18 protein-coding genes and 1 tRNA gene are annotated in these 22,704 nt (G+C 66.4%); 12 read left to right on the top strand and 7 right to left on the bottom strand.

From position 1 onward, the window contains the following. Positions 1–156 precede the first annotated feature (156 nt). Positions 157–426 (bottom strand): 30S ribosomal protein S20, encoded by a 270-nt coding sequence (gene rpsT, locus H4O10_RS03705; protein WP_005408560.1) that lies wholly within the window; start codon positions 424–426, stop codon positions 157–159. 117 nt (positions 427–543) lie between these two features. On the opposite strand from rpsT, the gene murJ reads away from it, so the two are divergent. The 7 genes from murJ to H4O10_RS03670 all read left to right on the top strand — a co-directional run bounded on the left by murJ (position 544) and on the right by H4O10_RS03670 (position 10,270). Next, the gene (murJ, locus tag H4O10_RS03700; RefSeq protein ID WP_024957498.1) at positions 544–2,148 is read left to right on the top strand and encodes a murein biosynthesis integral membrane protein MurJ; all 1,605 of its coding nucleotides are present in this window, start codon (positions 544–546) and stop codon (positions 2,146–2,148) included. Between the two features lie 75 nt (positions 2,149–2,223). Next, positions 2,224–3,171, top strand: a complete 948-nt coding sequence (locus H4O10_RS03695) for a bifunctional riboflavin kinase/FAD synthetase (RefSeq protein ID WP_012479506.1) — start codon at positions 2,224–2,226, stop codon at positions 3,169–3,171. Continuing rightward, the gene (gene ileS / locus H4O10_RS03690) at positions 3,168–5,999 is read left to right on the top strand and encodes an isoleucine--tRNA ligase (RefSeq protein WP_049454954.1); all 2,832 of its coding nucleotides are present in this window, start codon (positions 3,168–3,170) and stop codon (positions 5,997–5,999) included. The genes H4O10_RS03695 and ileS overlap by 4 nt, the downstream gene beginning before the upstream one ends. Then, on the top strand, positions 5,999–6,523 hold the full coding sequence (gene lspA, locus H4O10_RS03685) for a signal peptidase II (protein WP_005408564.1): 525 nt from the start codon (positions 5,999–6,001) through the stop codon (positions 6,521–6,523). Before ileS ends, lspA begins: the two co-directional genes overlap by 1 nt. A 27-nt stretch (positions 6,524–6,550) precedes the next feature. After that, positions 6,551–7,501 carry a 4-hydroxy-3-methylbut-2-enyl diphosphate reductase gene (ispH, locus tag H4O10_RS03680; protein WP_005408565.1) on the top strand — a complete coding sequence of 317 codons (951 nt, stop codon included), beginning with the start codon at positions 6,551–6,553 and terminating at the stop codon, positions 7,499–7,501. Between the two features lie 223 nt (positions 7,502–7,724). Beyond that, positions 7,725–9,608 (top strand): M61 family metallopeptidase, encoded by a 1,884-nt coding sequence (locus tag H4O10_RS03675; RefSeq protein WP_088470552.1) that lies wholly within the window; start codon positions 7,725–7,727, stop codon positions 9,606–9,608. Next, a complete protein-coding gene (locus H4O10_RS03670; protein WP_049454951.1) occupies positions 9,605–10,270 on the top strand; it encodes a lysoplasmalogenase in 666 nt (221 codons plus the stop codon). The genes H4O10_RS03675 and H4O10_RS03670 overlap by 4 nt, the downstream gene beginning before the upstream one ends. Before the next feature lie 82 nt (positions 10,271–10,352). On the opposite strand, the gene H4O10_RS03665 is transcribed toward H4O10_RS03670, so the two are convergent. Genes H4O10_RS03665 through H4O10_RS03645 form a run of 5 tightly spaced genes read right to left on the bottom strand, consistent with a single transcriptional unit; the run spans position 10,353 to position 16,347 of the window. Beyond that, positions 10,353–11,072, bottom strand: a complete 720-nt coding sequence (locus tag H4O10_RS03665) for a hypothetical protein (RefSeq protein WP_049454949.1) — start codon at positions 11,070–11,072, stop codon at positions 10,353–10,355. Further along, positions 11,069–12,025, bottom strand: coding sequence for a hypothetical protein (locus H4O10_RS03660; protein WP_033833365.1), 957 nt, complete (start codon positions 12,023–12,025; stop codon positions 11,069–11,071). Before H4O10_RS03660 ends, H4O10_RS03665 begins: the two co-directional genes overlap by 4 nt. Before the next feature lie 46 nt (positions 12,026–12,071). Further along, positions 12,072–14,858, bottom strand: a complete 2,787-nt coding sequence (locus H4O10_RS03655; RefSeq protein ID WP_049454947.1) for a TonB-dependent receptor — start codon at positions 14,856–14,858, stop codon at positions 12,072–12,074. A gap of 14 nt (positions 14,859–14,872) precedes the next feature. Beyond that, entirely contained in the window at positions 14,873–15,841 is a 969-nt protein-coding gene (locus H4O10_RS03650) for a FecR domain-containing protein (RefSeq protein WP_033833367.1), read from the bottom strand. Then, on the bottom strand, positions 15,838–16,347 hold the full coding sequence (locus H4O10_RS03645; protein WP_080052359.1) for an RNA polymerase sigma factor: 510 nt from the start codon (positions 16,345–16,347) through the stop codon (positions 15,838–15,840). The genes H4O10_RS03650 and H4O10_RS03645 overlap by 4 nt, the downstream gene beginning before the upstream one ends. A gap of 255 nt (positions 16,348–16,602) precedes the next feature. On the opposite strand from H4O10_RS03645, the gene H4O10_RS03640 reads away from it, so the two are divergent. The 5 genes from H4O10_RS03640 to H4O10_RS03620 all read left to right on the top strand — a co-directional run bounded on the left by H4O10_RS03640 (position 16,603) and on the right by H4O10_RS03620 (position 22,292). Continuing rightward, the gene (locus H4O10_RS03640; RefSeq protein WP_049404728.1) at positions 16,603–19,473 is read left to right on the top strand and encodes an autotransporter outer membrane beta-barrel domain-containing protein; all 2,871 of its coding nucleotides are present in this window, start codon (positions 16,603–16,605) and stop codon (positions 19,471–19,473) included. 97 nt (positions 19,474–19,570) lie between these two features. Then, complete coding sequence (locus H4O10_RS03635; protein ID WP_049404729.1) at positions 19,571–20,575, top strand: 2-hydroxyacid dehydrogenase; 1,005 nt, start codon at positions 19,571–19,573, stop codon at positions 20,573–20,575. 50 nt (positions 20,576–20,625) lie between these two features. Further along, a tRNA-Thr gene (locus tag H4O10_RS03630) sits at positions 20,626–20,701 on the top strand. Positions 20,702–20,951: 250 nt separating this feature from the next. Then, the gene (locus H4O10_RS22240) at positions 20,952–21,932 is read left to right on the top strand and encodes an RHS repeat-associated core domain-containing protein (protein WP_258015421.1); all 981 of its coding nucleotides are present in this window, start codon (positions 20,952–20,954) and stop codon (positions 21,930–21,932) included. Continuing rightward, positions 21,933–22,292 carry a TonB family protein gene (locus H4O10_RS03620; RefSeq protein ID WP_033833369.1) on the top strand — a complete coding sequence of 120 codons (360 nt, stop codon included), beginning with the start codon at positions 21,933–21,935 and terminating at the stop codon, positions 22,290–22,292. 75 nt (positions 22,293–22,367) lie between these two features. Here the strand turns inward: H4O10_RS03620 and H4O10_RS03615 are convergent, their stop codons facing one another. Then, the gene (locus tag H4O10_RS03615; protein WP_005408578.1) at positions 22,368–22,694 is read right to left on the bottom strand and encodes a hypothetical protein; all 327 of its coding nucleotides are present in this window, start codon (positions 22,692–22,694) and stop codon (positions 22,368–22,370) included. Positions 22,695–22,704 lie beyond the last annotated feature (10 nt).

The raw sequence follows: 22,704 nt of genomic DNA, 5'->3' as shown, positions 1-22,704 counted from the left end.
GCATACCCGCCAGGCCTTCATCGAAGCCGGCTACCGCTTTGGTGGCCGGCACTACCGGATCGCGCGGACCCCGTGGATCGCTGGCAACAAAAAACCCGGCCGGGGCCGGGTTCTTGTCTGCTGCCCGGCCCCTAAGGGCAGGGCGGCAACGCCGGATCAGGCGGCCTTGAGGGCCTTGATGCGGTCGTTCAGGCGGCTCTTGTGGCGAGCAGCCTTGTTCTTGTGGATCAGGCCACGCGCGCTGAAGCGATCCAGGATCGGCTGGGCAACGGCGAAGGCGGCTTCGGCGCCGGCGGCATCGTTGGCGTCCAGCGCCTTGATCACTTTCTTGACGGCGGTGCGCAGCATCGAGCGCTGAGCCACGTTGCGCGCGTTGCGCACGACGGTCTGCTTGGCGCGCTTCTTGGCGGACTTGATATTGGCCACGGTGGTGGTTTCCTGAAAAAATCGGTGTTATGGGAACAGCAAGCTAGCTAGTATGATGGCGTAAGAAATGCACGTCAAGTCGATTGTCAAGAGGGACGCTGAGTGAGTTCACCCAAGTTGTTGCGGGGCCTGCTGTCGTTCAGCAGCATGACCATGGTCTCGCGCGTTCTCGGACTTGTCCGGGACTTCGTGGTGACCACCACGTTCGGCACCAACGCCATCACTGATGCTTTCTGGGTCGCCTTCAGGGTACCCAATTTCCTGCGGCGTTTGTTCGCCGAAGGCTCTTTCGCCACCGCTTTCGTGCCCGTGTTCACGGAAGTGAAGGAGACCCGCAGCCACGCCGAGCTGCGTGAACTGATGGCCCGCACCGCCGGCACCCTGGGCGGGGTGCTGATGCTGGTCACTGCGCTGGCGCTGATCTTCGCGCCGCAGCTGGCCTCGGTCTTCTCCAGTGGCGTTGATACCGATCCGGTCAAGCAGGGCCTGCTGGTCGACCTGTTCCGCCTGACCTTCCCGTTCCTGTTGTTCGTGTCGCTGACCGCCCTGGCCGGCGGCGCGCTGAACAGCTTCCAGCGCTTCGCCATGCCGGCGCTGACCCCGGTCATCCTCAACCTGTGCATGATCGCCGGCGCGCTGTGGCTGGCCCCGCGGCTGGGCGGCACCCCGGAAAAGCAGATCCTGGCGCTGGGCTGGGCGGTACTGGCTGCCGGCATCCTGCAGCTGCTGTTCCAGCTGCCCTCGCTGAAGGGCATCAACCTGCTGACCCTGCCGCGCTGGGGCTGGAGCCATCCGGGCGTGCGCAAGGTGATGACGCTGATGGTGCCGACCCTGTTCGGCTCCTCGGTGGCGCAGATCAACCTGCTGCTGGACACCGTCATCGCGGCCAAGCTGACCGATGGCTCGCAGTCCTGGCTGTCGCTGGCCGACCGCTTCCTGGAGCTGCCGCTGGGCGTGTTCGGCGTGGCGCTGGGCACGGTGATCCTGCCGGCGCTGGCCCGTCACCACGTCAGCACCGACCGCGAAGGCTTCTCGCGCTCGCTGGACTGGGGCCTGCGCATGACCCTGCTGATCTCGGTGCCGGCCATGCTGGGCCTGCTGCTGCTGGCCGAACCGCTGATCGCGACCATCTTCCAGCACGGCCAGTTCAGTGCCTTCGATACCCGCATGACCGCGCTGTCGGTGTACGGCCTGAGTTTCGGCCTGCCGGCGTTCGCCCTGCTGAAGGTGGTGTTGCCGGCGTTCTACGCACGCCAGGACACCAAGACCCCGGTGCGCGCGGGTGTGGCCGCGCTGGTGGCCAACATGGTGTTCAACTTCGCCCTGCTGGCGGTGCTGTACCAGGTCATGGTGCCGGACGAGCTGAAGGCGCAGGGCGTGATGGCGGCCATCGGCAAGCAGCCGGGCCTGCATCTGGCGCTGGGCATTGCCAGTGCACTGTCCAGTTACCTGAACCTGGGCCTGCTGTGGTACTGGCTGGGCAAGACCGACGTCTACCAGCGCCGGCCGGGCTGGGGCGGCTATCTGCTGCGACTGCTGCTGGCCTGTGCGGCCATGGTTGGTGTGCTGCTGGCCCTGCTGCACTGGCTGCCGGGCTTCTCGGCGATGAGCGTGTGGGAGCGGATCGGCAGCCTGTCGCTGCTGGTCGGCGGTGGCGGTGTCACCTACGCGGTAGCCATGCTGGCGATGGGCTTCCGCCCGCGCGATCTGCGTGGGCATTGATCGCGGCTTGTGGCGGCTATACTTCAGGGTTACACCATTGAAACGGCGGCCCCGGTCGGGCCGGAACGAGAGTTGATGAGCAGGCTGTTCAGAAGCGTCGAGGGCGGGGAGCTGTTCCCCAACGGAAGCGTGGTCTGTATCGGTGCATTCGACGGCCTCCACCTGGGCCATCGTGCGCTGGTCCGCCACGCGGTTGCCCGCGCGCGCGCCTTGGGCGTGGCCGCCGTGGCCGTGGCGTTCGAGCCGCTGCCGCGTGAGTTCTTCGCCCAGGGCACACCGCCGCCGCGGCTGACCCTGGCGCGCAGCAAGGTCGAGATCCTGCGCGAGCTCGGTGTCGATGCGGTCGGCCTGCTGCGATTCGACGCGGCGATGGCCGCGATGCCGGCCGAGACCTTCGTGCGCCAGTTGCTGGTCAAGCGCCTGAGTGCGCGTGAGGTCTGGATCGGCCCGGAGTTCTGCTTCGGCAACCGCCGCCGTGGCGACCTGGCTCTGCTGCAGAAAATGGGTGCCGAACTGGGTTTCACTGCGGGCGAAATTGAAGCGGTCGACCTGCATGGCGAACGCATTTCCAGCACCCGCATCCGCCAGCTGCTGCAGCAGGGCGACTTCGCCCGTGCCAACGACCTGCTGGGCCGTCCGTACGCGATCAGCGGCCGGGTGGTGCGCGGGCGCCAGCTCGGCCGTACGCTGGGCTTCCCCACCGCCAACCTGCGGTTCCCGAAGACCCCGGCGCTGTCGGGCATCTACGCGACCTGGGTGCATGGCGTGTTCGACCAGCCGTGGCCGTCGGTGTCCAGCTTCGGCACCCGCCCGACGGTGGAGGGCGTGGAGCCGCTGCTGGAAGCCCACCTGTTCGATTTCCAGGGCGACCTGTACGGGCGCCACATCGATGTGGAGTTCGTCGCCAAGCTGCGCGACGAAGAGAAATTCAATGATCTGGCGGCGTTGACCGACCAGATGCACCGCGACGCCGAACAGGCGCGCGCCATCCTTTCCGAACATAGATTGCGAGCCACTGCGTGAGCCAGGACTACAAGACCACCCTGAACCTGCCAGCCACCGAATTCCCGATGCGCGGCGATCTGCCCAAGCGCGAGCCGGGCATTCTGGCGCGGTGGGAAGCGCAGGGGCTCTACCAGCAGCTGCGCGACAACGCCGCCGGCCGCCCGCTGTTCGTGCTGCACGATGGCCCGCCGTACGCCAACGGCCGCATCCACCTGGGCCACGCGGTCAACAAGATCCTGAAGGACATCATCGTCAAGTCGCGCTACCTGGCCGGCTTCGATGCGCCCTACGTGCCGGGCTGGGACTGCCATGGCCTGCCGATCGAGATCGCGGTGGAAAAGAAGTGGGGCAAGGTCGGCACCAAGCTCGACGCCGTTGAATTCCGCCAGAAGTGCCGCGAGTTCGCCGAAGAGCAGATCAACATCCAGCGCGTGGACTTCAAGCGGCTGGGCGTGACCGGTGACTGGGACAACCCGTACAAGACCCTGAGCTTCGACTTCGAAGCCAACGAGATCCGTGCACTGTCCAAGGTCGTGGCCAACGGCCACCTGGTGCGTGGCGCCAAGCCGGTGTACTGGTGCTTCGACTGTGGCTCGGCGCTGGCCGAGGCCGAGATCGAGTACCAGGAAAAGGAATCGCCGGCGATCGACGTGGCCTACGCAGCACGTGACGCGCAGGCCATCGGCCAGGCGTTCGGCGTGAGCGTGCCGGCCGACGTGGAAGTGGCCGTACCGATCTGGACCACCACCCCGTGGACGCTGCCGGCCTCGCTGGCGGTGTCGCTGGGCGCGGAGATCACCTACGTGCTGGCCGAAGGCCCGGCGCACCACGGCAAGCGCCGTTGGCTGGTGCTGGCTGCGGCGCTGGCCGAGCGCGCGCTGCAGCGCTATGGCGTCGAAAACGTGGTGCTGCACGGTGAAACCACCGGTGCGGCGCTGGAGAACCAGCTGCTGGCGCACCCGTTCTACCCGGAGCGCGAGATCCTGGTGCTCAACGGCGACCACGTCTCCGACGAGGACGGTACCGGTGCGGTGCACACCGCCCCCGGCCACGGCCAGGAAGACTTCGTGGTCAGCCAGAAGTACGGCCTGCTGGACAAGTACAACGCCGGCCAGGTGACCCCGATCGACGGCCGTGGCGTGTACCTGGAATCGACCCCGCCGGCCGGTGACGTGGTGCTGGCTGGCCAGCACCTGTGGAAGGCGCAGGAGGCCATCGTCGGCGTGCTGCGCGACAACGGTGCGCTGCTGGCGTTCCATCCGATCCGCCACAGCTACCCGCACTGCTGGCGCCACAAGACGCCGGTGGTGTTCCGCGCTACCCCGCAGTGGTTCATTTCGATGGACAAGGCCAACCTGCGCAACGATGCGCTGGCCGCCATCGACACCGTGGGCTGGTTCCCGACCTGGGGCAAGGCGCGCATCCAGAGCATGGTCGACGGTCGCCCGGACTGGACCATCTCGCGCCAGCGCACCTGGGGCGTGCCGATCGCACTGTTCACCCACCGGCAGACCGGCGAGATCCATCCACGTTCGGTGGAGCTGATGCAGCAGGTCGCCGACCGCGTCGAAGCCGAAGGCATCGACGTGTGGTACTCGCTGGATGCCGCCGAACTGCTGGGCGCTGAAGCCGCCGACTACGAGAAGGTCACCGACATCCTCGACGTCTGGTTCGATTCGGGCGTGACCCATGAAGGCGTGCTCGCCGCGCGTGGCTTCGGCAAGCCGGCCGACCTGTACCTGGAAGGTTCCGACCAGCACCGTGGCTGGTTCCAGTCCTCGCTGCTGACCGGCGTGGCGATCGACAAGCGCGCCCCGTACAAGCAGTGCCTGACCCACGGCTTCACCGTGGATGAGCACGGCCGCAAGATGTCCAAGTCGCTGGGCAACGGCATCGAGCCGCAGGACATCATGAACAAGCTGGGCGCGGACATCCTGCGCCTGTGGATCGCCTCGGCCGACTACAGCAACGAGATGTCGCTGTCGCAGGAGATCCTCAAGCGCAACGCCGATGCCTACCGCCGCCTGCGCAACACCGCACGCTTCCTGCTCGGCAACCTGGACGGTTTCGACCCGGCCCAGCACCTGCGTCCGCTCGACCAGATGGTCGCGCTGGACCGCTGGATCGTGCATCGCGCGTGGGAGCTGCAGGAGAAGATCAAGGCGGCCTACGACGGCTACAACATGGCCGAGATCGTGCAGCTGCTGCTGAACTTCTGCAGCGTGGACCTGGGCTCGCTGTACCTGGACGTGACCAAGGACCGCCTGTACACGATGCCGACCGATTCGCACGGTCGCCGTTCGGCACAGAGCGCGATGTACCACATCGCCGAAGCGTTCACCCGCTGGGTTGCGCCGATCCTGACCTTCACCGCCGACGAGCTGTGGGGCTACCTGCCGGGCGAGCATGCCGGCCATGTGCTGTTCACCACCTGGTACGACGGCCTGGCGCCGCTGCCGGCCGATGCCCAGCTCAACGCCACCGACTTCGACCAGTTGCTGGCTGTGCGCGAGCAGGTGGCCAAGGTGCTCGAGCCGATGCGTGCCAACGGCGCCATCGGTGCCGCGCTGGAAGCGGAGATCACCATTGCCGCCAACGAGGAGCAGGCCGCGAAGTGGCAGCCGCTGGCCGATGAACTGCGCTTCCTGTTCATCAGTGGCGACGTGCAGGTGCGCCCGGCGACCACCGACGAGGTGTTCGTCAGCGCCCAGCCGACCACCAAGGCCAAGTGCGTGCGCTGCTGGCACCACCGCGCCGACGTCGGCAGCAACGCCGATCATCCGGAACTGTGCGGCCGTTGCGTGAGCAACGTGACCGGCGCCGGCGAAGTGCGGAGCTGGTTCTGATGGCCGCGCCTCGTCCGCATCCGAACGCCCTGGTCTGGCTGCTGCTGTCGGCGGCCATCATCGGCCTGGACCAGTGGTCCAAGGCCTGGGTGCTGTCGAGCCTGCCGGAGTTCCAGCCGGTGGTGGTCATCGACGGCTTCTGGAACTGGTACCGCACCTACAACACCGGCGCCGCGTTCAGTTTCCTGAGCGACGCCGGTGGCTGGCAGAAGTACTTCTTCACCGCGCTGGCGATCGCCATCAGCGGCCTGATGGCGTGGTGGCTGCGCGGCACCGCGCGCGGCAACTGGAAGGCCGCGGTGCCGTATGCGCTCATCATCGGCGGCGCCATCGGCAACGTGATCGACCGCCAGGTGCACGGCCACGTGGTCGACTTCATCCAGTGGTACGTGGGCAGCTACACCTGGCCCTCGTTCAACATCGCCGACTCGGCCATCGTGGTGGGTGCCATCGGCATCGCCCTGTTTGGCCTGTTCGACGGCAAGTCCGCCAAAAAGGCGGATAATGCCAATCCGAAACCGTAAGCCGGCCGCTGCCGGGAGATTGAACTGATGGATGTGCTGCTCGCCAACCCGCGTGGTTTCTGTGCCGGTGTCGATCGTGCGATCGAGATCGTCAAGCGCGCGATCGAAACGCTGGGCGCGCCCATCTATGTTCGCCATGAAGTGGTGCACAACCGCTTCGTGGTCGACGACCTGAAGCAGCGCGGGGCGATCTTCGTCGAGGAACTCGACGAAGTGCCGGACAACAACACGGTGATCTTCAGCGCCCATGGCGTGTCCCAGGCCGTGCGCCAGGAAGCCGAGCGCCGTGGCCTGAAGGTGTTCGACGCCACCTGCCCGCTGGTGACCAAGGTCCACTTCGAAGTCGCCCGCCACTGCCGTGCCGGCCGTGACGTGGTGCTGATCGGCCACGCCGGTCACCCGGAAGTGGAAGGCACCATGGGCCAGTGGAACCGCGAAGCCGGCACCGGCCAGATCTACCTGGTGGAAGACGTGGAGCAGGTTGCCACGCTGCAGATCAACCAGCCGGAAAACTTCGCCTACACCACCCAGACCACGCTGTCGGTGGATGACACGCGCGGCATCATCGATGCGCTGCGCGAGCGTTTCCCGGCGATGCAGGGCCCGAAGAACGACGACATCTGCTACGCCACGCAGAACCGCCAGGATGCCGTGCGCGATCTGGCCAAGCGCTGCGACCTGGTGCTGGTGGTCGGTTCGCCGAACAGCTCCAACTCCAACCGCTTGAGCGAGCTGGCCCGCCGTGAGGGCGTGGAGTCGTACCTGATCGACGGCGCGCACGAGATCGACCCGGCATGGGTGGCAGGCAAGCAGCACATCGGCGTGACCGCCGGCGCCTCTGCACCGCAGGTGCTGGTCGATGGCGTGCTGGCGCGCCTGGCCGAACTGGGCGCCACCGGCGTGGGCGAGCTGGACGGCGAACCGGAATCGATGGTGTTCGCGCTGCCGAAGGAACTGCGCCTGCGCCTGGTCGACTGACCGGGAAGCGCCTCATCCACGCATGGCGTGGATCTACTGGAACTGCTCTGGCGGGTGCGAACCTGCACACGGTGGGTGCGAGCCGGCACATGGTGGGTGCGGACCTTGGTTCGCACGCTTTTTCGCACGCAAGGATGGGCGGCCCGCCCATGACCTTTGGCCATGGGGCAGGGCACGTTACAGGCCTAGCATCGGAAGATTCTCCGTTGTTGGAACCTGGCCGATGAAGACCCGAGCCTTGGCGATGTCGTTGCTGTTCGCGCTGGCGGCCACGCCTGCACTGGCACAGACCTCGCCACCGGCGAACGCGGTGGCCCCCGGCCTGCTGCGCATCGATGTCGACGCGCGCGATCTGGCCCGGCGCATCTTCAAGGTGACCGCTACGGTGCCGGCCAAGCCCGGCCCGATGACCCTGCTGTACCCGCAGTGGATTCCCGGCAACCATTCACCCACCGGCCCGATCGACAAGCTGGCCGGCCTGCGCGTGACCGCCAACGGCACGCCGCTGGCCTGGCAGCGTGACCAGTTCAACGTCTATGCGTTCAGGGTGAACGTGCCCGAGGGCGTGAGCGAGATCGTCGCCCACTTCGACTTCCTGTCCTCGCAGGGCGGCAGCCAGGGCCGGGTGGTGATGACCCCGGAAATGCTCAACCTGCAGTGGAACGCCAATTCGCTGTATCCGGCCGGCGTCGATGCGCGCAACCTGCAGGCGCAGGCCAGCGTGACCCTGCCCAGGGGCTGGTCGTTCGCAACCGCGCTGGAAACCGCGCGGCGCGACGGTGACACCGTGGTGTTCAAGCCGATTTCCTATGACCATCTGGTCGATTCGCCGTTGTTCGCCGGCGAGCACTACCAGCGCATCGATCTCGATCCGGGCGCGAAGGTGCCGGTGCACCTCAACGTGTTCGCCGACGAGGCCAAGTCGTTGAAGCCCACCGACGCGCAGATCACCCTGCACCGCGCGTTGGTGCAGCAGGCCGACAAGCTCTACGGTGCGCGCCACTACAACCACTATGAGTTCCTGCTGGCGCTGACCGACCGTCTCGGCGGCATCGGCCTGGAGCATCACCGCTCCAGCGAGAACAGCGCCGATCCGGGCTATTTCACCGAGTGGGACAGCAACGCGTGGATGCGCGACCTGCTGCCGCACGAGTACACCCATTCCTGGAACGGCAAGTACCGCCGTGGCGCCGATCTGGCTACTGCCAATTTCAACGTGCCGATGGGCGACAGCCTGCTGTGGGTGTACGAGGGCCAGACCCAGTTCTGGGGCCAGGTGCTGGCCGCACGCTCGGGGCTGTGGTCGACCGCGCAGGCGCGCGACATGCTGGCCAACGTGGCCGCCACCTATGACCGCGGCCGCCCGGGACTGGCCTGGCGCCCACTGCAGGACACCACCAACGACCCGACCATCGCCCAGCGCCGCACGTTGCCCTACCGCAACTACCAGATGAGCGAGGACTACTACTCCGGCGGTCAGATGCTGTGGCTGGAAGTGGAGGGCAAGCTGCGCGAACTGAGCGGCAACCGCCGCAGCCTGGACGACTTCGCGCGTGCGTTCTTCGGCGTCGGCAATGGCGATTGGGACGTCAATCCGTACACCTTCGATGATGTGGTCACGACCTTGAACGGCATCGCGCCGTACGACTGGGCGACGTTCCTGCGCGGGCGCCTGGACGGCCACGGTTCGTTGACCGGCGGCCTGGAACTGGCGGGCTGGAAGCTGGTTTACCGCGATACCCCGAACGACGCCTACAAGGCGCAGGAAAAACGTGCCAAGGCGGCATTGCTGGCCTATTCGCTGGGCGCGACCGTGCTCGACAGCGGTACGGTTGGCGATGTGATCTGGGACAGCCCGGCGTTCAACGCCGGTCTTGCACCGGGCATGAAGGTGATCGCGGTTGGCGGCCGTGAGTACAGCAGCCAGCGCTTGAAGGATGCAGTGGCGGCCGCAGCAAAGGACAAGGCGCCGATCGTGCTGCTGGTGAAGCAGTTCGACCGCATCGAAACGATGAGCATCGCCTACCACGGTGGCCTGCAGTACCCGGTGCTGGAGCGTATCGCCGGCAAGCCTGACCGCCTTGCAGAATTGTGGAAGGCCCGATGAAGCCGCGCGCCCGCGATGGCGTGATCCTGCTGATGGCGATCCTGGCCATCGTCGGCGCGTTCCTGCACGGTGACGGGCGCTGGCTGCATTGGCTGGCCAAGCCGACCACCACGCTGCTGATCGCTGCCATCGTCTGGCGCCTGCATGATCCCACACAGCCGTTCTATCGACGCGCGGTGCTGGCCGGCATGCTGCTGTCGTGCGTGGGTGACATCGCGTTGATGCTGCCGATGGATGCGTTCGTGCCGGGCCTGGTCGCGTTCCTGCTGGCCCACCTCTGCTACATCGTGGCCTTCCGCGAGGGCCTGCGTGCGGGGCGTGGGCTGTTGGCGGCCAGCGTCCTGCTGGCGACGTTTGCCGTGCTCAACGTACTTGGCCTGTGGCCGCACCTGCCCGCACCGATGCGCATTCCGGTGCTGGCGTATGTGGTGGTGCTGGCCTCGATGGCGGTGCTGGCACTGGCACGCCAGTGGTGCCGGCCACAGCCCGCTGCCGTGGAAGCCAGCAGCGCGCGCTGGGCGGCCGCCGGTGCGCTGCTGTTCGTCGCCAGCGATTCACTGCTGGCCTGGGACCGCTTCGCCGGCGGTCTGCCGCTGGCCAGCCTGCTGGTGCTGTCCACGTACTACGGCGCGCAGTACGCCATCGCCCGCTCGGTGAAATAGAAAAAGGGGACGGAGGGGATTAAGTCGCAATCCGCACCAAGGCACATGCGACTTAATCCCCTCCGTCCCCTTTTTTTGTGGCCTATCGGCGGTTCACGCCGCGCAGGGTGCCCTGCGCATCGAACTGCAGGCGCACGGATTCGCGGTCACCGGCGACGTCATCCGGCAGCCACACCAGCTTGCCGCCTTTGCGCACGATCACGTAGACGTGGCCGACTTCGGATGCGGGGTTCTGCAGCGCGTTGCGTTGTTCCTGCAGTGCCTGCGCCACGCGCGACACGGCCTCGAAATCGATGCTGGCCAGGGGTGTGCTGCTGCGCTGCAGGCTGATGGTCGGCGCGAACTGCTGCGGGTTCACCGGATTGCCCTTGCGCCACTGGCCACGTTCGAAGTGGTAGCTGTCGACGTGGCCCGGCTGTTGCGGGTCGACCAGATCGAGGTTGATGCGGCCATCGTCATAGAAGTGGATGCTGTGGAACACCGTCAACCGCTGTCCGGCCAGCGCTGGCAGCTGCTCCAGTGCCTGGCGGGCAGCCAGCAGGTAGTCCGCATCGAACAGGCGATTGTTGCGCTCGGGCGCCGCAGCGGTACTCGCCGCGGGGAAGGCGGCCGGGGACGGCACAAGCGATGCGGGTTGCTCGCGCGACGACTGAGACGGGACGGAGGGTGGCAACCGGTCCGGCTGTACCGAATGCCCCAGCGTTTCGCTGATGGTCTGCAGGGCGCCGCCGGCAACGGCCACGCCCGCCAGAACCAGCAGCAGTACCAGGAACACGGTGTGGGTGGAGGGCGGCTGTTTCATACGCCCTCCAGGCGCACGTTGCCCCGGTCATCCGGGTCGTACAGCAGGGTCACGTTTTCGCGCGGGATGTTGGCTAGATCGATCAGCGGGATGAAGCGGCGCACGCTCACCTGCTGTACGCGGCCGTCACGATCGGTGTACTCCAGCTGGAACTCCACCTGCGGCTGTTCGTTGAGGTAGGTGCCGGTCTGACGCACTTTCAGCACCCTGGCCTCCACGCCGATGCCGCGGTACTTCAACGCGTCGCCGCGCGCATCAGCCTGCAGCAGGCGGCCAAGCAGGCGCAGCCCCAACATGTACCCACACAGCACCAGCGGGCACACCAGCAGCGGGTGGCCGAAGGACAGGAAGGTCCAGCCAAGGCCCTCGCTCTGCAGCCGGTAGGTCGCCACATAGGCAGCGGCTACCAGGACGATGCAGAGCGCTGCGCCGATGCTTCGCCGCCACAGGCTGGCGACATCCAGTTCGGGCTGGGCACCGTCCAGTACCACGTTCGGGAACGCGCCCGGCACCCTGCTCAGGCGTGCATCGACGTGCCTGCCGACGCCGAAGCGCTGCAGTTGCGGCTTGCTGTCGACCACCAGCAGCTGTTCGCGGATCGGCGTGCCGGACAGGTTCTTGAAGGACAGCTGCAGTTTCCATTGCGCGAAGCCACGCACCTGTACGCCGGTCTGTTCAGCGTGTTCGATCAGCGCATCGCGCGGTTCGCCATCGGCGAGGATCGAGCGGACGCGATGCAGGGCGCGCGGTGGGCCGAGCAGCAGGAAATGCAGGAACGCGAACAGCAGAGAGAGCCATGCAGCCAGCGACAGCACAAGCAGCAGCAGGGACAGCCATGGCGCGCTGCGATCAGCCAGCGCCACCGGCCAGGAGGTTCCGAAATAGAGGATGCAGGGGAAGGGCAACGCGAAGAACAGCAGGAACGCGCCCCAGAACCAGAGATAGGCTTTCATGGGGAAGGTGGCAGACCGGTGGAACAGGCCGCGTAGCGTACTACGCTCAGCGGAACTGCAGGGTAAGCAGGTAGTAGCGACCCAGTGGATCGTCCAGCCCCGGCATCTGCCCACCATTGCCGACCAGGTAGTTCACCGGTTGCGCATCAAGCACGTTGTGCACGTCCAGCGCCGCGATGACGCGTGTGCCCAGGCGGCGCGCCAGGTGCAGGTTCCAGCGCAGCTGGCGCGGATTCATGCAATGGTTCTGTTCGATCTGCCGCTGCGGGCACTCGGCGCCGGGCAGCCATGCGCGGGTGCGGCCCACCTGGTTGCCGCGCAGGGCGATGTCCCAGTTGCTGTTCTGCCATTGCACGTTGAGGACCGCCGCCATCTCGGGCGTGACATGCCCGCGCAGGTCGATCGCCGGCTCGTGGTCCCGACGGCGGCGCAGCTCCTGCTGCTTCAGCGCGTCCAGCGAGAACAACCACTGGCCGGTGCTGCCGGTGTCGACCCGGTATTCGCCACGCAGCACCCAGTTGCGGGAAGTGGTGCGGCCGATATTGTCGAACGACAGGCGGAGGCTGCTCAGGTTGCCATCCTCATCCAACTGCCAGGTGTCACGGTTCCACACGGCATCGGCCGGCTGCAGCGCGAGGATCTCGTTGCGCAGCTCGACGATGTTGTGGGTCAGCGAAAGCGAGAACGCATCGCTGGGTGACCAGGTCGCCGCCAGCGAATGGCTGCGTGAGCTCTCGGCCTTGAGCGCGTTGTTCTCCTCCACATCCGCAGTGACCACACAGCGGCCGTCCGGCTCGCTCTGTGCACAAGGTGGCAGTGCGCTTGAGACGGGCAGGGTAAGGGTACCGAACTGTCCTGGCGGGCGGCGCTGTTCGAACAGGCTGGGCGCGCGATAGCCGCGGCCGCTGGCCAGCAGGAACGACCAGTGCGGTGTTGGCGTCCAGCGCAGGCCGGCACGGGGCGAGAATGCCGTGTAGTCGCCGTCGTAGTCCCAGCGCGCGGCCAGGTCCATGCGCAGTTCCGACGTGAGTGGCAGGCCCAGTTCCGCATACGCGCCGCCACTCTGCCGCGACAGGCGCCGCTGCTGCTGCGGCAGCCCCAGTGCCAGATCGCCCTGGCTCAGCAGGGTGTCCGGGTGCGACGTCCAGCGTTCATGGCGCAGATCGATGCCGGTAGCCAGCTGCGCATTGCCGCCCCGCATCGGCATCAATGCGCGCTGTATGCCCCACCAGCCCTGCCACTGCTCGGTAAGTCCACGGTTGCGGATCGATGGGAACAGCGAAGTGGCTTCATCGGCGGGCAATGCATCGAAGCCTGGCAGGAACCTGAGCGACTGCGCCGCCTCGATGAACGGTTCGGCGCGCACGGTGCCCGGCGTGGCCAGGGTGACGTCGCTGCGCTGCGCGCTGATGCCGGCGTCCCAGCTGTGGCTGCCCTGGTCCCGGCCGATGCCCAGGGTGAGATCGGCGTCGGTGGCACGGACCTGGGGACGCACATTGCCGGCTTCGCGCAGGACACTGTTGAAGGTGTAGCCGTACAGGCCGAGGGCGACGGCGGTCGGGCCCAGATCGAAACGCTGCCGGTTGTGGCTGGCGCGGGCTTCCGCATAGACGTAGCGTCCCTGGCCACGCTCATGCCGGTAGCGCAGATAGGCCGAGGCGGTATCGGAGGCCGGTTGAAGCGAACGAGGGCGCGAACTGTCGAACCAGCAGGCGCCATTGCGTCGTTTCAATGGTCCGTCGCAGCGCGTAGCGGGCCAGTAGTCGCCATCGCGGAAGGCGCCGATCAGGTACTGCGACGTCTCCGCGTGCCAGTCACGCTGGTCCCCCGCCAGGTGATCGACGCGATGCAGGTCGATGCTTGCGAACCAGCGGTCGCCGCTCCCGCGCAGGCCTCCGGTGGCGGCCTGCACGCGGTACTGGCTAGCGTCGCCACGACTGCTCAGACCGGTCTGCAGCGTTGCCTCCGGGCCGTCGGCCTGGTCGCGGAGGATGATGTTGACCACGCCGGACATGGCATCGGCACCGTAGATGGCCGATGCACCGCCGCGCACCAGTTCGATGCGTTCGACAAAGCTGAGTGGAATGCCGCCCAGGTCGGTGAGCCCGCCCTGTTCCAGGGACACCATCGGATAACGGGGCAGGCGCCGGCCATTGACCAGGAACAGGGTGGCGCGCGGTCCCATGCCATCCAGGCTGGTGGTGGCGGCTGCACCGACAGGCAGGTACTGCGAATCGCCACTGCGTGCGCTGCTCATCGCTGGCAGCCCGTTCATGCCGGGCAGGTGTCGCAGCAGGTCGAACAGGCTGCCGTAGCCACTGCGCAGGATATCTGCGCGATCGATCGTGGTCACTGGCAGGGTGGTCTGCACGGAGGTGCGCGGCAACCGGCTGCCGGTGACATGGATCGGCGCCAGGTCCACCTGGGGGGGCGACTGCGGGGGCATGCGCGGGCGCGGCGCCACCGTTGCCGGAACCGGCGGCGCGACGGCGGGCGCGACGTGGATGCGGCGGACCACGAAGCCACCGGACGGTGTTCGAAGGATGGTCACCGGCATGCCGGCGACCAGCTGTTTCAGGGCCGATGCTGGATCGGCCTGGCCATGGGTGCCGTTGGCATGGAGCCCCGCCAGTTCCCGGGCATCGAACACCAGAGCGATGCCGCTTTGCCGTGCCCATTGCTGCAATGCCGAGGGCAACGGGCCAGCGTTGATGCGGTAGTCGTGGGTGTCAGCCGGATCGCCTGCGAGGGCGGCAGGCGGCGCGGCGACCAGCAGCGCCAGGCACAGCAGGGGGCGGAGCAGCCCCCACTGCAGCGCGCCTGGTCCTGCCATCACCGCAGGCCTCCTCAGTACGTGCGGCGCAGTTCCAGCGCGCCATCCGGGCGCGTCTGGCCAGCAATGGACCAGCCAAGTTCCAGCGCGGACAGCAACTCCTGTGCGTCGCCTGCGCGGAACGTGCCGCTGACTGCCAGATCGGTGATCTCCGGGTCGGCGATCACCAGCGGTGCATGGCCATAGCGGTTCATGCGTTCGACCACGATCGACAGCGGGGTGGCATCGAAGACCAGCTGCCCATGCAGCCAGCCCTCGGCGGCTGCCGTGGAGGACAGCGCTGGACCGGGCTGGATGCGCCCGGAGGGGAGTACCTGCAGTTGCTGGCCAGGGGCCAGGGTGTGCTGGGCGGCGCCGTTGCTGACTTCCACCGCACCCTCCAGCAGCGCGACCTCGACCAGGCCATCGTGCAGGCGCTCGACCTGGAAGGTGGTGCCGATATCGCGGATGGTGCTGGTGCCGGCGCGCAGCTGCAGTGCTTTGTTCGATGGCGCGACCTGCAGCTGCAGGCGGCCGCGTTCGAGGTCCAGCTCGCGGTGGCGCCAGCCAAAGCGTGCGTGCAGCGTCGTGCCGGCATCGAGCGTGGCTACGCTGCCATCGGGCAGGGTCAGCCGCTGCGCCTGATGCGTGTCATTGGCAAAGCGCTGCGGGGCTGGGTTGCCATCCACCGCTACCATCCAGCCCACGCCGATGGCCAGGCAGATACCAGCGGCCGCGGCCGCGGCAGGCAGCCAGCGGCGTCGGGCAGGCCGTGCCGCACGCGCCGCAGCCGTCCGCAGCCATGGGTCCGCAGCCAGGCCCTGGCCCTGCTGGAAAAGATCTTCGGCCTGCGCCCAGGCTTTGACATGGGCAGGGTCTTCAGCCAGCCAGTCTTCGAACGACTCGCGTTCGGCAGGGGTGCAGTCCGGGGCCTCCAACCGCGCCACCCAGGCGCTGGCGCGTGCGAACAGCGAGGCGTCTTCCGTGTGCCGGTGGCTGCTCATTCGGTATCCCCGTCGTTGTGCAGCGGATCCGGTCCCAACTCCTGGCGCAGGCCCTGCAGGGCGCGGGCGATGTGCTTTTCCACGGTCTTGGCTGTAATTCCACAGTGCCGCGCGATCTGCGTATAGCTCATGCCGGTGATCCGGTTGAGCAGGTACACCTCGCGCGCACGCTCGGGCAATTTGAAAAGGGCCTGCCGCAGCAGGGACAACATCTGCCCGGACTCTGCCTGGCGCAAGGGGTCCGGCGACGGGCTGGTGGGCTCGTCGTGACCATCATGCTCGGCCAGTGACAGGTGCGGTCGCGACTGCGGCGATCGGCCGCGATCGGCCAGGCGATTGCGCGCGATACGATACAGCAGCAGGCGCAGTTCGTCGGTGCCGTGCGCGCGATAGCGGATCAGCCGCTCCATGCAGTCCTGCGCGATGTCCTCTGCATCCTCCGGCCCGACGCCCCGTGTGCGCAGGAACGCGCACAGTGGCGCGCGTTCCTCGCGTACGAACGCGATGAAGGCGTCCGCAGGCGCGGGTGGCTCCGGCGCGTGGTGGATCAGGGGGGACGGAACGGACAGGGCTGGCCTCGGCTGACGTTGGCGGGTGCGCCTTCGAGTTTTACGCGACGATGACCGGATGGGGAAGAGTGTGTGGTGCCCCTCTCTCATTGTGAATGCATTCATTTTTTCCGGCCGACCGGGCTGGGGGAGATTCCGGCGCTTTGCCGTTTGACTCCTTACCCGCGTGTTGCGGGTGGAGAGAGAGAACGTATGAAGCATTCGAAGTTGAGCCTGGCCCTGGCCGGGCTGATCGCCGTTGGCGCCATCGCGGCGGCTGATGACGTCATGGCAATGAGTTATCACGTGCAGGGGGATCGCATCTTCCTGAGCGGCGGGGTGACCTACGCCGATGTGGTGTCGTTGCCCGCCTTGCTGGCCAAGGCACAGGCCGAGGGCCGGCCGATCCGCGAAGTGGTGCTGCGCACCTCCAATGGTGGCGCGCTGATCGCCGGCGAGTGGCTGCAGGGCGTGATCCGCACGTCCGGCCTGAACACCATCGTGTCCGGCCACTGCATTTCGTCCTGCTCGATCATGCAGTCCGGTGGCGTCGAACGCTATCTGGCCGGTGATCTGCCGATCGTCGATTCGGTACAGATCCACGCGGCCAGCAACAGCGGCAAGGTGATCTACACGCCATCGCCGCGGATGACCCAGATCTACACCGGCAACTACGGCGGCGGCATCGATGCCGGGCTGCTGCACAAGGCCATGTATGAAGTCGTGCAGCCCAACGGCCTGCTGGTGTTCCGCGATCCGGCGCGCACCACGGGTGCCTCGGTCACTTTCGATCCTGATGGCAGCGGCAGCAAGCTGGAGTCGTTCCCGGGCCAGGACATCTACAGCAACAGGGTCATCACCGCCAAGGGCTACCGCGATCCGGGCGATACATTGAATGTCACCGCCAACGTGAGCGGCGACATCAATCCGGGCTACCTGCGCACCGGTCGCCAGCTGCAGACCTTCGTCGATGATGACTTCGCGCGCTGGAACACCAACTGGCAATCCAGCTACATCAACCTGGCGCAGAGCATCTACAACGCGTCCAGCAATGGTCCGCAGGGCATCGGCGCGAACTCGGTACAGGACTACCAGAACGATCCGTACTACAAGGCCCTGCTGCTGTCGAAGCTGCGCCTGGGCGATCTGGATGCGTCCACGCTGGACAACTCCATGGGCGTGATCCGCGTGACCAATGGCGCGACATGGCGGACCTCCGCGACCACCGGTGCCGACTTCATGCTGGTCGACAACGGCACCATCGCGCTGGAAGGCGGCGCCCTGCGCGCTTCGGAGGTGCGGGTAATGGGCGCAGGCATGCTGGTCGGCAATGGTGACGTGGCCGGCACCGCTATGGATCTCAGTGCGCTGGCCAGCGGTACCCGCCCGTCCTGGCGCGAGGACGGCTTCAACCGCCTGCGCGTGTACGGGACCCTGATGCCGCGCGGCGGCGATCTGGTCACCCATGGCTACGTCAACATCATGCCGGGCGGGAAGGTGCTGTTCGATGTGACCGAGAACGGCGGGGCGGGCAGTGGCCGCCTGCGTGTAGGCAGTTTCTTCGACAGCAAGCAGACCGACGGCGCGCTGGTGATCTCCAAAGGGGCCTTCCTCGAACTGAACGTGGCGCAGGGTTACTACGGCCAGGACTTCCGCCGTGACCTGGTGCAGGGCCCGATCTACCAGGGCGGCTTCGAAGAGGTCGTGCGCCTGGGTGACACCGGCTACAGCGCCAGCATCACCGGCGGCGAAGTGTTCCGCCCGCGCCACAACTCGCTGCTGAGCTTCAACGTGAAGCAGGCCGCTGACGGCCTGTGGCTGACCGCCAACCCGGGTTTCGACCAGCTGGGCCTGTTCACCAACGGCACTTCCGGCGATGGCTTGGGCCGCGCGCTGGCGACTGCTTCCGATCGCAGGGATGGTGGCCTGAAGTCGCTGCTCGGCGCCCTGCAGTTCGCCGACCGTGATGTGATCGCACAGCAGGCCGGTGCCCTGCGCGGTGACGCGCACGCGACCCTGCGCCTGGCCGACAACGCATTGGTGGGCAGCATCGGCAACGTGGTGCAGCAGCACCAGGCCGCGATGCGCAGTGGCGGTGATGCCGACGGCCTGGCCTCGCAGGCCGCGCAGTCGGTGTCGGCGCAGCCGGGCATGCGCCACGGCAGCCTGTTCAACCAGCTGGCCATGCATCTGGTCGAGCCGGCGGCGGGCGGCGGTGAAGGCAGTGGCCCTGGTCGCAACCATGGCCTGTGGGCGCGCGGTTTCGCCAGCCACGGCCGCATCGATGCCGACGGTGGCGTGGCAGGCTTGAGCCATAACATCGGCGGCATCGTCGTCGGCGCCGATACTCGCGTTGCCGATGACCGCGTCACCCTGGGCGTCAGCGTGGCCGCGGCGGATATGTCGACCAAGGGCCGCGACGGCTCCGACTTCAGTGGTGACGTGCGCGCGCTGGACGTGGGTGGCTACCTGGACGCGACCTATTCGCGCGGCTATCTCTCGGCGGCGGTGCGCTACACAGACCTGCGTCACGACACCCGCCGCAGCGTCAGCGGTATCGATGGCCTGCAGCAGCCGCTGCGTGCCAAGTACAGCAACGATGCGATCTCCGCGCGGGTGGAGCATGCGTTCTCATTCACCACGGGCAAGGGCCTGGTGATCCAGCCGCTGTTGCCGGTGGTGGACTACGCGCGTACCTCGGCCACGCGCTTCAATGAAGGGCAGGGCGCGGGTGCACTGGTCGGTCGCAGCGGCAGCCTGGAGAGCATCCGCGTGGGCGCCGGCCTGCAGCTGTTCAGGACCTTCGAAGGCAACAACGGCGAGCGCATTACCCCGCGTGCCCGCGTGGTCTGGCAGAAGGAACTGGGCGACTCGCAGGCGCGCTACAGCACCGGCTTCGCCGCAGCACCGGATCTGGTGTTCGGGGCAAGCAGCCAGGCCGTGGGCGAGCAGGTGCTGGCCTGGAACCTGGGCGTGACCAGCCGCGCCAGCGAACGCCTGTCGATCATGGCCGACTACGTGGGCGAGCGTCGTGACGGGCAGATCCAGAACGGCGTGATGCTGGGGCTGGGTTACAAGTTCTGAGTGGCACAGGGCACCGGCGATGTTCGCATCGCCGGTGCCATCCCCACGGACGCGTGGCTGCGGTATGGTCGGCATGGCATTCCATCCAGGTTATTCCATGCAGATCGCCGTCTTCAGCGCCCGACCCTACGACCGTCGCTTCCTGGACGAAGCCAACCTGCGTGAGGCGGCGGGGCAGGGTTACACGTTCGTCTACTTCGATGCCGCGCTGGATGTGCATACCGCAGCGCTGGCACAGGACTGCGCCGCGGTCTGCGTGTTCGTCAACGATCGGCTGGATGCGCAGGTGCTGCGCGCGCTGCACGCGTTGGGCGTGCGTGCGGTGCTGCTGCGCTGTGCGGGCTTCAACAATGTGGACCTGGCCGCTGCGAAAGCGTTGGACCTGTTCGTCGCGCGGGTGCCGGCGTATTCGCCCGAAGCCGTGGCCGAGCATGCACTGGCGCTGGTGATGACCCTCAACCGCCAGACCCATCGTGCCTACAACCGCGTGCGCGAAGGCAACTTCATGCTCGACGGACTGCTTGGACGGACCCTGCATGGCCGCACGGTCGGCATCGTCGGTACCGGCAAGATCGGCCTGGCCACCGCGCGCATCTTCAAGGGCATGGGCTGCACGGTGCTGGGGCACGACCCGTATCCGTCGGCGGCCTTCGCAGATATCGGCGAGATGGTGGCGCTGGATGAACTGCTGGCGCGCGCTGACATCGTCTCGCTGCACTGCCCGCTGACGCCCGATACCCAGCACCTGATCAATGACGCCTCGCTGGCGCGGATGAAACCGGGCGCGATGCTGGTCAATACCTCGCGCGGCGGATTGGTGGATACCCATGCAGTGATCCGCGGGCTGAAGTCGCGCCGGCTCGGCCACCTGGCCATCGACGTGTACGAGCAGGAAAGCGCGCTGTTCTTCCAGGACCTGTCCGGCGAGATCATCGACGACGAGGCCTTCCAGCGCCTGATGACCTTCCCCAACGTGCTGGTGACCGGCCACCAGGGCTTCTTCACCGTGGAGGCGCTGCAGGAGATCTCGGCGATCACGCTGGGGAACCTGCAGGATTTCGCGGCTGGGCGGGTGTGTGCCAACCGGGTAGAGGCGGACTGAGCCGGGTGGATTGACCGCCGGGGCGCCCAGCCCGTAAAATCGCGGGCTCCGCCGGAATAGCTCAGTTGGTAGAGCGGCGCATTCGTAATGCGTAGGTCGCAGGTTCGACTCCTGTTTCCGGCACCAGTTGTAGAAAAGCCCCGGCCTTGGTCGGGGCTTTTTTTATGCTCTGGTAGTGCCGGCCGCTGGCCGGCAACCCCAGAAGTGCCAGCCCATGGCTGGCAGGTCGCGATTTCTGAGTCTCGCGATCTACCCGCCCCTCCGGCTTCCCAGGCGCTTGGCTCCTTGCACAGTTCCTGACCTGGCAACTGCAGCCGGTCATTCCTGTGCTATGAATACCCAGCCTTGCTTCAAGGCTCTTTCAGAGATTGGAAGGATGCGCAGGTTCGGGGGAACTGCAGGCGGCGTGTTTACCCGCTTCAGGAGATGTGGAGATCGAATTCGCAAGCTGGGGGCATCAGGCGCCTGGCTGTGTTGTGTGCTGCTGATCGGCCTTGGCCTGTCGCCAACCGCAGTCGCCCAGACCACTGTGACGTACATCCACACTGACGCCCTGGGCTCGGTCGTGGCTGAGAGCGATGCCAACGGCAATGTGATCAAGCGCTATGACTACGAGCCCTACGGGGCCGTGGTCGGTGGTCAGGTCACGGACGGGCCGGGGTATACCGGGCACGTGAGCGACTCGGCAACGGGCCTGATCTACATGCAGCAGCGCTACATGGATCCGCAGTTGGGGGTGTTCCTGTCGGTTGATCCGGTCACGGCGTATGAGCAGCCGGTGGGGCAGTTCAACCGGTATAGGTATGCGAACGGGAATCCTTACAGGTTCACCGATCCAGATGGGCGAATCGTCAAGTACGCATTTGAAGGCGGAGCGACGCTGCGTGATGGTGCTGCCGTGCTCAACCATTGGATGAAGTCAGAAACCATCAGCTCTGAACTGAAGCAGATTCTCCTATCCGATGAGACCTACACCATACAGTTCAATCGCAATGGTGATTTTGGATATGACGAGAACAAGAGAATCATCAGCATTGATGTCACCTCTGGACTTCGCGTCAAATCCTCCGGGGAGATCCAGTCTCCTGCTCTGGGGGGCGGTCACGAGATGAGCCATGCTGCCCAGCATGATCGGGTTGGATTGTCCGCTTTCCAGGCTTCGCTTGTTGCGCCACAGTCCAACTCGGAGAGCAACGGCGTGATGCAGATCCGAGTCGGCGTATCTTCGGAGGAGGCGCGGGCTACGGGGGTGGAGACCCGGGCCGCGCGTGAGCTGGGGGAGCCTGCCCGGAAGAGCTACAGCGACACGAACGGCACGGTTAATGTCTGCTCCCCCACCAGCAATCGGGAGTGTTGAATGAACCGCGTTCTGATGCTTGCGTTGGCCTTGTCCAGTGCCTCATGTCACGCCGGTGAGGAGCTCCCTGGGCCTTGCCAGGCGGCAAGCAGTCCGGTGGAGTCCATTGCGCCGGTCGTTCCCGCCGCGACCGAGATGCAGGTGCGTGGCTCTGTCGTGGCGACCGTCGTCGTTGAAGAGGATGGGCGGGTGACAAATCCCGTCATCACGCGGTCACAGTTTGAAGCGCTGGACCGGGGCAGGGTCGACAATGCTGCTTATGAGCGCGCAGCCTTGGTTGCCGTGGCGAAGTGGCGTTTCCCTCCGGTCCCCTCCCGCTGCACCAGGAAGGTCACATTCGATTTCCAACGTCTGGATTGAATGAGCCCGGTCAGGCCATGGAAGGCGTTGGCAATCCCCGCCATGGGGCAGCGCGAGTTGGGGAGAAGATCTGCCTCAATAAGCAAGATCGAAATAGTAGATCTTCTTTGCTCCGAACACGCCGCAACCTTCGCTGGTGAGTGCGTGGAAGCCGATCGGTGTCCGCGATGACGCCGCCGACAGGATGGCCGCGTACTTTTCCCGTCCGGATTTGTCGCTGGCCAGATCGATTGTCCAGCGCCCGTCGGAAGCACACTCGTTGTTGGTGGGCTGGCCTTCCAGCCACACGGAAACGAACGTGGATTCGACAACCAGTTTGGTGATTTTTCCGGTCTGGTGTGTATCGGCCCATGCGCTGCCGGACAGCAGCAGTGCACCGAGTGTGATAGCGAGCTGTTTCATGTCTTCCCTG

This window comes from Stenotrophomonas sp. I18B00994 (assembly GCF_014145825.1).
Classification (GTDB): domain Bacteria; phylum Pseudomonadota; class Gammaproteobacteria; order Xanthomonadales; family Xanthomonadaceae; genus Stenotrophomonas; species Stenotrophomonas maltophilia.
Note: the sequence above shows the minus strand (reverse complement) of the source record. Positions and strands in the feature narration are given on the sequence as shown.

Excerpts from the sequence above, each read along its gene's own strand:
- H4O10_RS03640 (WP_049404728.1), top strand. The coding sequence starts at position 16,603 with ATGAAGCATTCGAAGTTGAGCCTGGCCCTGGCCGGGCTGATCGCCGTT.
- H4O10_RS03620 (WP_033833369.1), top strand. The coding sequence starts at position 21,933 with ATGAACCGCGTTCTGATGCTTGCGTTGGCCTTGTCCAGTGCCTCATGT.
- ispH (WP_005408565.1), top strand. The coding sequence starts at position 6,551 with ATGGATGTGCTGCTCGCCAACCCGCGTGGTTTCTGTGCCGGTGTCGAT.
- lspA (WP_005408564.1), top strand. The coding sequence starts at position 5,999 with ATGGCCGCGCCTCGTCCGCATCCGAACGCCCTGGTCTGGCTGCTGCTG.
- H4O10_RS03635 (WP_049404729.1), top strand. The coding sequence starts at position 19,571 with ATGCAGATCGCCGTCTTCAGCGCCCGACCCTACGACCGTCGCTTCCTG.
- H4O10_RS22240 (WP_258015421.1), top strand. The coding sequence starts at position 20,952 with ATGCGCAGGTTCGGGGGAACTGCAGGCGGCGTGTTTACCCGCTTCAGG.
- H4O10_RS03660 (WP_033833365.1), bottom strand. The coding sequence starts at position 12,025 with ATGAAAGCCTATCTCTGGTTCTGGGGCGCGTTCCTGCTGTTCTTCGCG.
- H4O10_RS03650 (WP_033833367.1), bottom strand. The coding sequence starts at position 15,841 with ATGAGCAGCCACCGGCACACGGAAGACGCCTCGCTGTTCGCACGCGCC.
- H4O10_RS03695 (WP_012479506.1), top strand. The coding sequence starts at position 2,224 with ATGAGCAGGCTGTTCAGAAGCGTCGAGGGCGGGGAGCTGTTCCCCAAC.
- H4O10_RS03655 (WP_049454947.1), bottom strand. The coding sequence starts at position 14,858 with ATGGCAGGACCAGGCGCGCTGCAGTGGGGGCTGCTCCGCCCCCTGCTG.
- H4O10_RS03670 (WP_049454951.1), top strand. The coding sequence starts at position 9,605 with ATGAAGCCGCGCGCCCGCGATGGCGTGATCCTGCTGATGGCGATCCTG.
- H4O10_RS03615 (WP_005408578.1), bottom strand. The coding sequence starts at position 22,694 with ATGAAACAGCTCGCTATCACACTCGGTGCACTGCTGCTGTCCGGCAGC.
- H4O10_RS03665 (WP_049454949.1), bottom strand. The coding sequence starts at position 11,072 with ATGAAACAGCCGCCCTCCACCCACACCGTGTTCCTGGTACTGCTGCTG.
- H4O10_RS03675 (WP_088470552.1), top strand. The coding sequence starts at position 7,725 with ATGAAGACCCGAGCCTTGGCGATGTCGTTGCTGTTCGCGCTGGCGGCC.